General features: G+C 62.2%; 8 protein-coding genes, 4 tRNA genes and 2 pseudogenes. 9 read left to right on the top strand and 5 right to left on the bottom strand.

From position 1 onward, the window contains the following. Positions 1 to 667: 1-acyl-sn-glycerol-3-phosphate acyltransferase (locus BJQ17_RS28345; RefSeq protein ID WP_175442765.1), on the top strand; the 667-nt coding region annotated here is incomplete at its 5' end. 4 nt (positions 668 to 671) lie between these two features. Here the strand turns inward: BJQ17_RS28345 and sugE are convergent. Then, positions 672 to 989: a quaternary ammonium compound efflux SMR transporter SugE gene (gene sugE / locus BJQ17_RS28340; protein ID WP_003252507.1), complete on the bottom strand. Its 318-nt coding sequence runs from the start codon at positions 987 to 989 to the stop codon at positions 672 to 674. A 307-nt stretch (positions 990 to 1,296) separates the two neighbouring features. Then, positions 1,297 to 2,217 (bottom strand): recombination-associated protein RdgC, encoded by a 921-nt coding sequence (gene rdgC / locus BJQ17_RS28335; protein ID WP_003252510.1) that lies wholly within the window; start codon positions 2,215 to 2,217, stop codon positions 1,297 to 1,299. A gap of 216 nt (positions 2,218 to 2,433) precedes the next feature. On the opposite strand from rdgC, the gene BJQ17_RS28330 reads away from it, so the two are divergent. The 4 genes from BJQ17_RS28330 (at position 2,434) to BJQ17_RS28315 (ending at position 2,935) form a co-directional block, all read left to right on the top strand. Then, positions 2,434 to 2,509: transfer RNA gene (locus BJQ17_RS28330), tRNA-Val, on the top strand. Positions 2,510 to 2,522: 13 nt separating this feature from the next. Further along, positions 2,523 to 2,599: transfer RNA gene (locus BJQ17_RS28325), tRNA-Asp, on the top strand. 170 nt (positions 2,600 to 2,769) lie between these two features. After that, a tRNA-Val gene (locus tag BJQ17_RS28320) sits at positions 2,770 to 2,845 on the top strand. A gap of 13 nt (positions 2,846 to 2,858) precedes the next feature. Continuing rightward, positions 2,859 to 2,935, top strand: a tRNA-Asp gene (locus BJQ17_RS28315). Positions 2,936 to 3,048: 113 nt separating this feature from the next. Here the strand turns inward: BJQ17_RS28315 and map are convergent. Beyond that, entirely contained in the window at positions 3,049 to 3,846 is a 798-nt protein-coding gene (gene map / locus BJQ17_RS28310) for a type I methionyl aminopeptidase (protein WP_139139835.1), read from the bottom strand. Positions 3,847 to 4,257: 411 nt separating this feature from the next. Between map and BJQ17_RS28305 the strand changes: the two genes are divergently transcribed. The 3 genes from BJQ17_RS28305 to nirD all read left to right on the top strand — a co-directional run bounded on the left by BJQ17_RS28305 (position 4,258) and on the right by nirD (position 11,468). Continuing rightward, positions 4,258 to 8,283 (top strand): bifunctional nitrate reductase/sulfite reductase flavoprotein subunit alpha, encoded by a 4,026-nt coding sequence (locus BJQ17_RS28305; protein WP_070096947.1) that lies wholly within the window; start codon positions 4,258 to 4,260, stop codon positions 8,281 to 8,283. Positions 8,284 to 8,553: 270 nt separating this feature from the next. Further along, positions 8,554 to 11,106 (top strand): nitrite reductase large subunit NirB, encoded by a 2,553-nt coding sequence (gene nirB, locus BJQ17_RS28300; RefSeq protein ID WP_070096946.1) that lies wholly within the window; start codon positions 8,554 to 8,556, stop codon positions 11,104 to 11,106. Beyond that, positions 11,106 to 11,468, top strand: a complete 363-nt coding sequence (gene nirD / locus BJQ17_RS28295; protein ID WP_003252522.1) for a nitrite reductase small subunit NirD — start codon at positions 11,106 to 11,108, stop codon at positions 11,466 to 11,468. Before nirB ends, nirD begins: the two co-directional genes overlap by 1 nt. 144 nt (positions 11,469 to 11,612) lie before the next feature. On the opposite strand, the gene BJQ17_RS28290 is transcribed toward nirD, so the two are convergent. Beyond that, complete coding sequence (locus BJQ17_RS28290; RefSeq protein ID WP_232862805.1) at positions 11,613 to 12,824, bottom strand: hypothetical protein; 1,212 nt, start codon at positions 12,822 to 12,824, stop codon at positions 11,613 to 11,615. A gap of 260 nt (positions 12,825 to 13,084) precedes the next feature. On the opposite strand from BJQ17_RS28290, the pseudogene BJQ17_RS30720 reads away from it, so the two are divergent. Continuing rightward, a pseudogene (locus tag BJQ17_RS30720) lies at positions 13,085 to 13,355 on the top strand (LysR family transcriptional regulator); the annotation flags it as partial. 152 nt (positions 13,356 to 13,507) lie between these two features. On the opposite strand, the pseudogene BJQ17_RS31490 reads toward BJQ17_RS30720, so the two are convergent. Then, positions 13,508 to 13,860: pseudogene (locus BJQ17_RS31490) on the bottom strand (hypothetical protein); the annotation flags it as partial.

Raw genomic sequence — 13,860 nt, 5'->3', positions numbered from 1 at the left:
GCAGCTTTTCCTGGTGGTGTCGCTGCTCAATATCGCGGTCAACACCTATATCTTCAGGATCGTGCCCGAGTTCACCATGCGCTTCCTGATCTGGCTGCTCAGCCATTCGATGTACCGCGTGCAGCACCGAGACCTCGAGCGCATCCCCGACGAAGGTGCAGCGTTGCTGGTGTGCAACCACGTGTCGTTCGTCGATGCGTTGCTGCTGGGCGGGGCTATACGCCGGCCGATCCGCTTTGTCATGTACTACAAGATCTACAACCTGCCGGTGCTCAATTTTGTGTTTCGCACTGCCGGTGCCATCCCGATTGCCGGGCGTAACGAAGACCAGGCGACGTACGAGCGGGCCTTCGCGCGGATTGCCGAGTACCTGGCTGATGGCGAATTGGTTTGCATCTTCCCAGAAGGCAAGCTGACGGGCGATGGCGAAATCGATGTCTTCAAGGGTGGGGTCAGCCGCATCCTCGAAGAAACGCCGGTACCGGTGATTCCGCTGGCCCTGCAGGGGTTGTGGGGTAGTTTCTTCAGCCGCGACCCGGCCAAGGGCTTCTTCAAGCGCCTGTGGTCGCGGGTGACCATCGTGGCAGGCGCCGCCGTCCCGGTGGAGGCGGCGCAGCCTGAAGTGTTGCGCGAACAGGTCAGCCGCCTGCGCGGCCATCTGCGATAGGGGGTTAGCTGGCGCTGACTTTCAGGCCGACGAGGCCGCAGACGATCAGCGCCACACTGACCAGCCGCACCAGGGCCATGGACTCGCCGAACAGCATGATCCCGGCGATGACCGTACCGACTGCGCCTACGCCGGTCCAGATGGCATAGGCGGTGCCCAGCGGCAACTCCTTCATGGCCAGGCCCAGCAGGCCCAGGCTGATGACCATGGCGCCGACGGTAAGGACAGTGGGTAGTGGTCGAGTGAAACCGTCGGTGTATTTGAGGCCGACGGCCCAGCCAACCTCGAACAGGCCGGCGAAAAACAGGATGATCCAGGACATGAGTGTGTCTCCATCGTTTGAATGATGGGGCCGTCCCCGGAATGGTCACGCGGTGCGTCGTGAGGTCGTCCTCACAGTGGGCATCATGGTGCCTGTCTGCGGCCTTCCGGGCAAGGCCGGGCCTGTTGGCCAATTTCCATCCGTCGTTCACCGTTGCGGCCGCTACCGTATTCGCGGGTAAACCCGCTCCTACACAATTGGTGGTGGGCACACATCGGTGATTGGGCGCAGGCCGTCGTAGGCGCGGGTTTACCCGCGAAGAGGCCGGTGCTGGCAGAAAACAGGCCAGCACCGCCTCTCATACCCGTCAGACCCCTTGCGGAATCTCTTCACCACCCAGCGCCTCGAACAGCACCGGCAGGAATTCGGCAAAGGTCATCATCATCAGCTGGAAGCTGGCGTCGAACTGTTGCGCAGCCTCATCGCCACCGTCCTGCTCGGCCTGCTCCTGCAGCAGCTCTTCGAACTTCAGGCGCTTGATGACCATCTTGTCGTCGAGAATGAACGACAGCTTGTCTTGCCAGGCCAGGGCCAGCTGGGTCACCACTTTGCCAGTGCTCAGGTGCAGCTGGATCTCTTCGCCAGTCAGGTCCTGGCGCTTGCAGCGCACGATACCGCCATCTTCGGCGGTGTCGCGCAGTTCGCACTCGTCCAGCACATAGAAGCCTTCGGCGGCTTGCTGCGACTTGACCCAGTCGGTCATGGTGGCCACTGGCGCAATCTTCACCGTGGCCGGGCGCACGGGCAGCGAGCCCATCACTTCACGCAGGGTCGACAGCAGGTCTTCGGCGCGCTTGGCGCTGGCCGAGTTGACCAGGATCACGCCCAGGCGCGGGGCAATGGCAGCGAAGATCATCGAGCGGCGGATGAACGCACGCGGCAGGAACGCCTGGATGATTTCGTCCTTGATCTGGTCGCGTTCCTTTTTATAGACCTTGCGCATTTGCTCGGTCTCGATCTCTTCGACCTTTTCCTTGACCGCGTCGTTGACCACGCTGCTCGGCAGGATGCGTTCTTCCTTGCGCGCGGCAATCAGCAGGTACTCGCCGCTGACATGCACCAGGGGAGCGTCTTCGCCTTTGCCGAACGGCGCGACGAAACCATAAGTGGTCAGCTCCTGGCTGGCGCAGGGGCGGGCCGGCTTGCTGGCCAGGGCGGCTTCCAGCGCTTCAGGCTCGAACGGAACTTCCTGGGTCAGGCGGTAGGTCAGCAGGTTCTTGAACCACATGAGGGGCAATCTCTCCTTAATGCATAAGGCGGGCATTATTCTCCGAGCGGTGAATTGAGGCCAGCCCTGTCAGAGGGCCAGCAGTGCCTTATGCACGAAAGAATCGCCCGACAACGCTAGGTCTTTGAAAGGCCTGAGGTTTTTTTTGCAAAAAGTTTAAAAAGTGCTTGCCAGGGTGCGGGGCGCTCCGTAGAATACGCGCCACACCGAGACGAAGGGTGATTAGCTCAGCCGGGAGAGCATCTGCCTTACAAGCAGAGGGTCGGCGGTTCGATCCCGTCATCACCCACCACTCGATGTATAGCGCAGCGGTAGTTCAGTCGGTTAGAATACCGGCCTGTCACGCCGGGGGTCGCGGGTTCGAGTCCCGTCCGCTGCGCCATATTCCACTTCCAGGGCCCACTGAACACCCGGAAGTAACAAAGAAAGCGACCTTAGGGTCGCTTTTTTTGTGCCTGATTTTTGGTGTTTGACCGAAGTGTGAAAAAACTTCGATAAGTGCTTGCCAGAGCGCCAAGTCGCCCGTAGAATGCGCGCCACACCGAGAGACATGGGTGATTAGCTCAGCCGGGAGAGCATCTGCCTTACAAGCAGAGGGTCGGCGGTTCGATCCCGTCATCACCCACCACTCGATGTATAGCGCAGCGGTAGTTCAGTCGGTTAGAATACCGGCCTGTCACGCCGGGGGTCGCGGGTTCGAGTCCCGTCCGCTGCGCCATATTCCACTTCCAGGGCCCACTGAACACCCGGAAGTAACAAAGAAAGCGACCCTAGGGTCGCTTTTTTTGTGCCTGAATTTTGTACCCCTACCTGCACGCGTTTGCCGCAGCTTCAGCCACGCCGTTCCTCCTCCCGCAATGTCAGCACCTCATACCCACCCTCAGTCACCGCCACGGTATGCTCCCACTGCGCCGACAAGCTGTGGTCCCGGGTGATCACCGTCCAGCCATCCTTCAACTCGCGCGTGCCGCGGCCACCCTGGTTGATCATCGGCTCGATGGTAAACACCATCCCCGGTTTCAGCTTCATGCCCATGCCGCGCTGGCCAATGTGCAGCACCTCTGGCCCTTCATGCATCTGCTGGCCAATACCGTGGCCGCAATACTCGCGCACCACGCTGTAACCCGCCGCCTCGGCATGGGCCTGCACGGCATGGCCGATATCGCCCAGCGTTGCCCCAGGGCGCACCTGCTCGATGCCTTTCCACAACGCGTCATAGGTGGTGTCGACCAGGCGCCGGGCTTCTTCGCTGATCTTGCCGATGCAATACATCTTCGACGAATCGGCAATGTAGCCGCCCTGTTCCAGCGTGATGTCGACGTTGATGATCGAGCCTTCCTTGAGCACCTCATCGGCCTTGGGTATGCCGTGGCATACCACGTGGTCCACCGACGTATTGAGCGAGTAAGGGAAACCGTACTGGCCTTTGCTTGCTGGCCGTGCCTTGAGCGTATCGACGATGAACGCCTCGGCGCGGTCGTTGATCTGCATCGTGGTCACGCCGGGGCGGATGAAGCTGTCGAGTTCGGTGAACACCTGGGCCAGTAGCTGGCCGGCGCGGCGCATCAGGTCGAGTTGGGCGGGGGTCTTGAGGATCACCTGGGACATGGGAGGAGGGCAGTTGCTCATGCTGGAAATTGCCCCAGCATAGCGCCTGGGAGCGTGAGGTTGCCACCGCATGGTGCGCAAGGCACGCCGCAGCACTGTCTTTGTGGGAGCAACTGTCTTGCTCAATTTCTAAAAGCGGGCGCGATCCCTGTGGGAGCGGCCTTGTGTCGCGAAAGGGCTGCAAAGCAGCCCCGGCGATACAGGGATAAAAGCTGAAATTCGGGGGCCGCCTTGCGGCCCTTTCGCGACACAAGGCCGCCCCCACAAAAAGCCGTTCAGTGCACCTGGCCCACTATTTGCTGAAGCCTCCTCACCAGGGCTATCAACGTCGACAGCCCGCAAAACCTCACGACAAAGGCGCCGTGTTGCCCCGCTTGCATCAGCATGCCGGGGCAGCCGGCGCCTTTTTGCGTTTTCCACAGGAGCCCGCCCATGGCCAACAGCGAAGTACGCAGCGTCTGCCCCTACTGCGGCGTGGGCTGCGGCATCGTCATGAGCGTTGCCGATGGCAAGGTCGGCAAGATCAGCGGCGACAAGCTGCACCCGAGCAACTTTGGCCGCCTATGCACCAAAGGCCTTACCGCACACCTGCCACTGAGTGCCAGCGGGCGCATGGCCGACGCCTATGTGCGCCAGCAACGCAGCCAGCCGCCAGTGCGCACCAGCATGGACCAGGCCATCGCTGCCACCGCCGAGCGTCTGCGCAGCATCATCGACCAGCACGGCCCGGATGCCGTGGCGCTGTACGTGTCCGGGCAAATGTCGCTGGAGGCCCAGTACCTGGCCAACAAGTTGGCCAAGGGCTTTATCCGTACGCGCCACATCGAGTCCAACTCGCGCCTGTGCATGGCCAGCGCCAGCAGTGGCTACAAGCTGTCGCTTGGCGCCGATGGCCCACCTGGCAGTTACCAGGACTTCGAGCACGCCGACGTATTTCTGGTGATCGGCGCCAACATGGCCGACTGCCACCCGATCCTGTTCCTGCGCCTGCTTGATCGGGTCAAGGCCGGTGCGAAGCTGATCGTCGTCGACCCACGTCGCAGCGCCACCGCCGACAAGGCCGACCTGTTTCTGCAGGTGCGCCCCGGCAGCGACATGGCCTTGCTCAACGGCCTTTTGCACCTGCTGCATCGCAATGGCCGCACCCACCCCGACTTCATCGCCCGCCACACCGAAGGCTGGGACGAACTGCCGGTCTTCCTCGACGACTACCCCCCCGAGCGCGTCGCCGCCATCACCGGGCTGGCCGAGGCCGATATCATCAAGGCCGCCGAATGGATCGGCAGCGCCAACAACTGGATGAGCTGCTGGACCATGGGCTTGAACCAGAGCATTCACGGCACCTGGCACAGCAACGCCATCTGTAACCTGCACTTGGCTACGGGTGCCATCTGCCGCCCCGGTAGCGGCCCGTTCTCGCTGACCGGCCAGCCCAATGCCATGGGCGGCCGCGACATGGGCTACATGGGCCCCGGCTTGCCAGGCCAGCGCTCAGCGTTGGTGGACGACGACCGCGCGTTCGTCGAACGACAGTGGCAACTGCCACCCGGCAGCCTGCGCAGCGAGGGTGGCGAGGGTACGGTGGCGCTGTTCGGGCAGATGAAAACCGGTGAAGTGAAAGCCTGCTGGGTCATCTGCAGCAACCCGGTAGCCAGTGTCGCCAACCGCCAGCAAGTGATCGACGGCCTGCGCAAGGCCGAACTGGTCATTACCCAGGACGCCTTCCTCGACACCGAAACCAACCGCTACGCCGACATCCTCCTGCCGGCCGCGCTGTGGGCCGAAGGTGAGGGTGTGATGATCAACAGCGAGCGCAACCTGACCCTGATGCCACGCGCAGTCGAGCCCCCCGGGCAAAGCTTGCCGGACTGGCAGATCATTGCCCGCGTGGCGTGTGCCATGGGCTATGCCGACGCCTTCGACTACCCCAATGCCGAAGCGGTGTATGAGGAAATACGCCGCTTCCACAACCCCTCAACCGGTTATGACCTGCGCGGTATCGGCTATGCCGAATTGCGGACACAGCCGCGCCAGTGGCCTTGTGCACCGGGCAGCGAGCAGCATCGTAGCCCGCTGCGCTACCTCAACGACGGCAGCAGCCAGGCGCTCCTGCTCGATGCCCGGGGTAGGCGGCCGGCACTGGCCTTTCCCACCGCCAGCGGCAAGGCGCGCTTCTTTGCGCGGCCCTGGTTGCCGGCAGCGGAAGTGCCGGACGATGACTACCCCATGGTGCTTAACACTGGCCGTGTGCAGCACCAGTGGCACACGTTGACCAAGACCGGCAAGGTGCCGGCACTGAACAAGCTGGAGCCCGGCCCCTACCTTGAGATTCACCCCGAGGATGCCGCCCGGCTGGGTGTCGCTGAAAAGGACCAGGTGGCCGTTCGCTCACGCCGGGGGCACGCCGTGTTGCCGGCGCGCATCAGTGACCGGGTCATGCCGGGCAACTGCTTTGCGCCGTTTCACTGGAATGACCTGATCGGCGAGCAATTGGCGATCAATGCCGCGACCTGCGATGCGGTCGACCCGCTGTCGCTGCAGCCTGCCTTCAAACACTGCGCCGTAGCCCTGGAGCGGGTCGCAGGCGAGCGCATCGACGCCCTTGATCTGAACACTGCCACTGTAGAGCCTGTCCGCATGCCGACCGCCACCCTGTCCCGTCTGCTTGGCCTGCACACCCTGCCGGTTCCGGTGCTGGCCGAAGAAGAGCGTCATTACCTGCAAGGTTTCCTGCTGGGCCTGGACCAGGCCCGCGCCGAGGGCGTACCCCGCCTGCCGGCCAGTGCGCCGCTGGCTGCCAGCCGTCGTTTGTTTGTCGACGGTTTGCTGGCCGGGCTGTTCGCCCAGCCTGCAACTGCGCCCATCGCGGCACAGGCCGCGCCATGGCATCAGGTGCTGTGGGCCTCGCAGACCGGCAATGGTGAGCAACTGGCCGAACGCTGTGCCGCGCGCCTGCGCGATGCTGGTCTGAGCGTGCAACTCAGCTGCCTGGAGGCGGTCAGCCCAAGCCAGCTGCAGGGTGTTGCCAGTGTGGTGTTGATCGCCAGCACTTTTGGCGATGGCGACGCGCCCGACAGCGGCGCGGCATTCTGGCAGGCCTTGCAGGGCGAGGAGGGCGCCCACTGCGCCGGGCTGCCCTATGCCGTACTGGCCTTGGGCGACTCCAGTTACGACCAGTTCTGCGGTTTTGGCCGCAAGCTCGACCAGCGCCTGGCCGAGCTGGGAGGGCAGCGCCTGCTGCAACGGGTGGACTGCGAGCCAGACTTCGACGAAGCCTTTGCCAGTTGGCTCGAAGCGTTATTACCTGCACTGGGCACTGCCGCGGCGCCACCTCCGGCGAGTGAACCTGCACCCGTATCGGCCTTCAGCAAGCAGCAACCTTGGATGGCCACCGTACTGGAAAACCGCCTGCTCAATGGCCCCGGCGCCAGCAAGGAAACCCGCCAGCTGGTCTTCGACCTGAGCGGCAGCGGCTTCAGTTACGCTGCCGGCGATGCCCTGGGCGTATGGCCGCGCAACTGCCCGGCCCTGGTAGAAGAGCTGCTGACGCTGATGCAGCTCGACGGCCAGGCGATGGTCGAGCTTAAAGGTCATGGCGCCATGCCATTGGCCGAAGCCCTGCAAGCACATCTGGAAATTGCCAAGGTCACTGCGCAACAACTGCAGGCATTTGCCAGCAATGCGCCTGACCTGCAGCGGTTGCTGCAGCCTGAATGCAAGGCCGAGCTGCAAGATTGGCTGTGGGGCCGGCAGCTGGTCGATGTGCTGCGCGCCTTCCCCCAGCAGTTGCCGCTGGCCAGCTGGCTGGAACTGCTCAAGCCATTGCAACCGCGGCTCTATTCGATCAGCTCCAGCCCACTGGCGCACCCAGGCCAGGTGCATCTGACGGTGTCGACGGTGCGTTATGGCGAACGTAAAGGCGTGTGCTCAAGCTTCCTTGCCGACCGTGCGCAGGTACAGAAAGTGGCGATCTTCCCGCAGGTGTCGAAGCACTTCCGCTTGCCCGAGGACGACAGCGTGCCGGTGATCATGGTGGGCCCTGGTACTGGCATTGCACCGTTCCGTGCGTTCCTCGAGGAGCGAGAGGCACGGGGGGCAAAAGGCGACAATTGGCTGTTCTTCGGTGAGCAGTACGCAGCGACCGATTTCTATTACCAGGAGCAGTTGCAGGCCTGGCAGGCGGCGGGGCACCTGCGGCTGAACACGGCGTTCTCGCGGGACCAGGCCGAGAAGATCTATGTGCAGCAGCGCATGCTTGAGCAGGGTGCGCTGTTGTGGCAGTGGCTGGAGGCGGGGGCGTATTTCTATGTGTGTGGCGATGCGCAGCGTATGGCCAGGGATGTGGATGCGGCGTTGCGGGTAATCGTCGCCGAGCATGGCCGGATGGATGCGGCGGCGGCGGCGGCTTATGTCGAAGGCTTGAGCAAGGCCAGGCGTTATCGGCGCGATGTGTACTGAAGTGCGCCAAGATGGGGTGTTGTGCACCTTGAATGTGCATTGGCTGGGCGTGCCCAGCGCAAGTGTAGGAGCGGGTTTACCCGCGAAGAGGCCGACCCAGGCAACCCAGGCAACCCACGCAACCCAATTGGCACGCTCCCTGCTTAACCTTGGATACAACAAAGCCCACTGATCAACGGCGATCAACCGGGCCCCCTACCGTGATGAATACAGGCAAAGGCGCCTGGAGCTTCGGCTCCAGGCGCTTTTTTTTTGATCGAGGATCGGCTTATGAAGGCAACAGCGAGCAGCGGGCAACGAGAGCGACTGGTCATCGTCGGCAACGGCATGGTCGGCCACCATTGCGTCGAACAACTGGTCAGTCGCGGCGCCCTGCAGCGCTTCGAGGTGCGGGTATTTGGCGAAGAGCGCCAACGCGCGTATGACCGCGTGCACCTGTCCGAATACTTCGGCGGCAGCTGTGCCGAAACCCTGGCCCTGTGTGAGCACGATTTCTACGACGCCAATGGCGTGCACCTGCACCTGGGTGAGGCCGTGCTGGAGATCGACCGTGAGCGCCGCGAAGTCGTCACTGCCGAAGGTCGCTATGGCTACGACCAACTGGTGCTGGCCACCGGCTCCTATCCCTTCGTACCGCCGATCGAAGGCTCCAGCGGCAATGCCCGCCTGGTCTACCGCACCCTGGACGACCTCGATGGCATTCGTGCTGCCGCAGCCGGTGCCCGCCGAGGGGTGGTGGTCGGCGGTGGCCTGCTTGGCCTGGAAGCGGCCAACGCCCTCAAGTCGCTGGGGCTGGAAGCCCACGTGGTGGAATTCGCCCCACGGCTGATGCCGGTACAGCTGGACGGCGAGGGCGGTGCCGCGTTGAAGGCGCAGATCGAAGCGCTGGGTGTGGGGGTGCACCTGGCGCGCGCCACCCAGTCGGTCAGTGCCGGTGAAACCTACCGCTACCGCATGAACTTCGACGGCGGTGAGCACCTGGAAACCGACCTGATCGTGTTCTCCGCCGGTATCCGCCCACAGGATGCACTGGGCCGGGGTTGCGGCCTGGACATCGCCGCGCGCGGTGGCGTGGTCATCGATAACCACTGCCGCAGCAGCGACCCACGCATCTTCGCCATCGGCGAGTGCGCCTCGTGGAACGGCAGTGTGTTCGGCCTGGTCGCCCCAGGCTACAGCATGGCGCGCAACCTGGCTGCGTTGCTGATGGGCGAGGCGGCGGTGGCGTTCACCGGCGCCGACATGTCGACCAAGCTCAAGCTGCTGGGGGTGGATGTCGGTTCGATCGGCGATGCCCACAGTGCCACGCCGGGCGCGCGCAGCTATCGCTTCATCGATGAAGCCAACAGCGCTTACCGCCGTTTGGTGGTGGATGCCAGCGGCAAGCACGTGCTCGGCGCGGTGCTGGTCGGCGACAACAGCTATTACGACACCCTGTTGCAGTACGCCCAGAACGGCATCGCCCTGCCGGCCGACCCGGCAGCGCTGATCCTGCCGCAAGGCGGTGGTGCGCCGGCGTTGGGCGCCGATGCGCTGCCCGACAGCGCGACCATCTGCTCCTGCCACAACGTCAGCAAGGGGGCGGTGTGCGCCGCGATCGACAGTGGCTGTAGCGACTTGGCTGCGGTCAAGGGCTGCACCAAGGCCGCGACCGGCTGCGGCGGTTGCGCGGCCCTGCTCAAGCAAGTCTTCGAGCACGAACTGACGGCCCGCGGCGTGGCGGTGGACAAGAGCCTGTGCGAGCACTTTGCCTACACCCGGCAGGAGCTGTACGGGTTGGTGCGGGTGGAGGGTATCCGCACCTTCAGTGAACTGCTCGAGCGCCATGGCAAGGGCCATCTGGGGTGTGACATCTGCAAGCCGGCGGTGGGCAACATTCTCGCCTCGTGCTGGAACCAGCCGATCATGGACCCGGCACTGGTACCGCTGCAGGACACCAACGACACCTTCATGGCCAACATGCAGAAAAACGGCACCTATTCGGTGGTACCCCGCATTCCCGGTGGTGAAATAACCCCCGACAAGCTCATCGTCATCGGCCAGGTGGCCAAGAAATACGACCTGTACACCAAGATCACCGGTGGCCAGCGCATCGACCTGTTCGGCGCCCAGTTGCACGAGCTGCCGCTGATCTGGGGCGAACTGATCGAGGCCGGTTTCGAAACCGGCCACGCCTACGGCAAGTCGACCCGCACGGTGAAGTCGTGCGTGGGCAGTACCTGGTGCCGCTACGGCGTGCAGGACAGTGTCGCCATGGCCCTGCGCCTGGAAGACCGCTACAAGGGCCTGCGCAGCCCCCACAAGCTCAAGTTCGCGGTATCCGGTTGCACCCGTGAATGCGCCGAGGCGCAGAGCAAGGACATCGGCGTTATCGCCACCGACAAGGGCTGGAACCTGTACGTGTGCGGCAACGGCGGCATGCGCCCGCGGCATGCCGAGCTGTTCGCCACCGACCTGGACGACGAAACCCTGGTACGCCTGATCGACCGCGTGCTGATGTTCTACATCCGCACGGCCGACAAGCTGCAGCGCACCTCGGTGTGGCGTGAAAACCTGGAAGGCGGGCTGGACTACTTGAAGCAGGTGATCATCGACGACAGCCTGGGCCTGGCCAATGAGCTGGAAGCGCAGATGCAGCAGGTGGTCGACCAGTATGAATGCGAGTGGGCCAATGCCCTCAACGACCCGGAGAAGCTCAAGCGCTTCCGCACCTTCGTCAACGACCGCCGTGCTGACCCGGACGTGCACTTCGTGCGCGAACGCGAGCAACGCCGGCCTGCTGCGCCATTGCACCTGATACCCACTGTCGAGGAGGCTGTCTGATGAACCTGTCCAATGCTGTTGTGAAGACTGAGGTGAACTGGCAAGCGGTGTGTCACGCCGCAGACCTGGTGGCCGATTCTGGTGTCGTGGTGTGGCTCGACGGTGCCCAGGTGGCGTTGTTCTACCTGCCGGGGCTGGAGCAGAGCCTGTATGCGGTGGACAACCGTGATCCGCGCTCCGGGGCCAACATCATTGGCCGTGGCATTGTCGGAAGCTTGCAAGGTGAGCTGGTGGTGGCCGCACCGCTATACAAGCAGCATTTCAACCTGCAGAACGGTGAGTGCCTGGAGGATACCGAACAGCGGCTTCAGGTATGGCCGGTGCGGATGAATGGAGAGGCAGTGGAACTGGCGGTGGCCTGATCATCCTGCGCTGGGCGGGGCCGATGTACAGTAGCCGTTCGCCGAAGCGGCGCGCCTTCCCTGCGCGGGGAAGGCGCCGCTGGGTGGCTGCGGGAGGCAGGTGGCAAAGCCGATCAGGTGCCCCAGGGCCCGCTCGATGACGCGCTACATCGGTTTCAGGGGAATGGCGACCAGGCAAGAGTACAAGAGGCGTTCCGGTGTAATGTCGTACCCGCTCACCAGCATGCGCTGGTTGCCGGCATCGATCGCCATCGATTGGGTAAAGCTTTCGAAATGCTCCGGCGGCAAAGCCCCGCCAAAATGGCCATAGCCATGGGGTGGTAAGAAGGTTTGATCGAGCTGGCCGTTCAAGTCGTAGCGCACCGCCATATAGGAAGTGGGGTGCGTACCGTATCCGACCAGGTGGCCATTGACTTCTACAATATGGTGCCATTTGCCATCAGTGTGGAAGTGCACCACTTGGCCCTGGTTGAATTCGAGGGCAGGTTTACCAGCATAGTCCAGCCGGTAGAGCGTCGGTTGGCCGTCCCATTCGTCGAGCGTATGCATGCCATATAGCGTGATACGTTCGCTTCGGTCCTCTACTGTAAAGCCATTATTGACTACCGATGCGTCTGACCAGTGGAAGCCCCCTGTGCCAAATGCTTCGTCTAGACGCCCCTCCAAGGTCAGGGCACTGGTTACCGAGTACGCAATCGAGTCGCGTTTTACATAGGTGGAGATTATGATGCGCGGTTGCTTGGCGGCGGGCGAGATAATGGCAATGCCATCAAGGATATACGCCGAGTTATCGGGAATCAGAGTACTCAAACTCAGCATTCCATCTTTGCCGAAAGGCCCGAACTTTCCACCTTCACGGGTCAAGGCGACGATTGCAGATTTTATCTGCCCGCCTTCGGAACGCCAGCCGGTGGCCAGCACCATGTCTGCGAAGCAGACCAGATCTTCCAGCATAAGCTGTTCGCCGAACAAGGCACGCGTGTCGACATAATCCTTCCCATAACCAAAACTCGTGTCGGGTTCTCCGTTTGGAGTCAGCTTCCACAGATAGGTGGTGGGTAGCGCATATGCCTGCACGGCAACCAGCAAGTTCCCCGTCATGTCCTCTGCTACCGCTTCGGCAGCCCCGTATTCTTCCCCGGACAGTTCGGAGAAATCGACAATGCCGCTGCTATTGAACGTGTTATCCAGCTTGCCGCTCGCATCCAGACAGGCAAGGTAGGGATGGTAGGGATTGCGACCGCTGTAGAAACCCGTTACGTAAAAACGGCTTGGCTGAAATTTGCTTTTGAGTACGCTGGTTGCTTCCCCAGCGCTGAAGTGGGCATGGCCATCTTGGCCATAGGCGAGGTCGATGGGGGCTATGGGGAGTTGTTGGGGGCTTTGCTCAAAGGGCGCTGTGGTCGGGTAAAGGGCGCTCTCTTGACTGGTCGGTTCATCTCTTCTAACTCCATGCAGGGAAGCTGCTGAAGGGCCATTTAATGTTGCCCTGGGAGCGCCTACAACTGGCAGAAATGAGAGGTGCAGCTGCGTCGTTAGTCATGTATTGCCAAATCAGGATTCGTTGCGGCATGACCCGGATACGCCGCAGGTAGCGATGCGGTAAGCTTGCTGCCATGAACCTCGACACCCGCATCAAATACGGCCACCTGCTGTGCTTCCTGGAGATTGCCCGGCAGAGCAGCCTGGCCAGGGCGGCCGATATCCTGTCGATCAGCCAGCCGGCGATTTCCATCGCCCCCAAGGCGTTCGAAGACCTGCTCGAAGCGTGGCTGTGGTGACCGACGTCAGCGCGCAGTTGCTAGGCCAGTTGCACTTGGGTGAGTTGGAACGGCGGGGCGCATGACCGACAGCCTGCGGATTGAGGGGTTGTCATTCGAGCATTTAAGTCTTGATACTCGTTGATGCTGCGTTGAAAACAGCCTCGGAGTGTTGGTTTACAGCCCGTAAACTCCGCTTCCTCGGCTGTTTTCGCCTTGTCTGACCTTCGCCTCAAGACGTTTATGCAGTCTCTGGTGAAGTGCCAGTTAGTCTCATTTTTATTGCTTCAATGAGACGGCAATGACACAAGGGGTGGAACCCGTCTGTATTTCCCGCCCCGCTACGAGTAGGCGTTGGCTTTCTGGCATTACCGTCGCGGAATGGCTGTTACCATAGAATCCTGGTTGCGACCCGATTGCCGTAAAAACACCGTAACCATTCGGCGGCACGAATGTAGTATCAAGTTGGCCGTCCAGACGGTAACGCACCGCCATGCCGCGATCGAGAAATGAACCATAACCTACCAGTTTTCCATCGGCCTCTGTCATATAGTCCCAGGCACCCTCAATGGGGAATAATACGACACGACCCTCGTTGAATTCTTTAGCAGGTTTTCCTGTGTAGTCTAGCC

This window comes from Pseudomonas sp. NBRC 111139 (assembly GCF_001753955.1).
GTDB classification, from domain to species: Bacteria; Pseudomonadota; Gammaproteobacteria; order Pseudomonadales; family Pseudomonadaceae; genus Aquipseudomonas; species Aquipseudomonas alloputida.
Note: the sequence above shows the minus strand (reverse complement) of the source record. Positions and strands in the feature narration are given on the sequence as shown.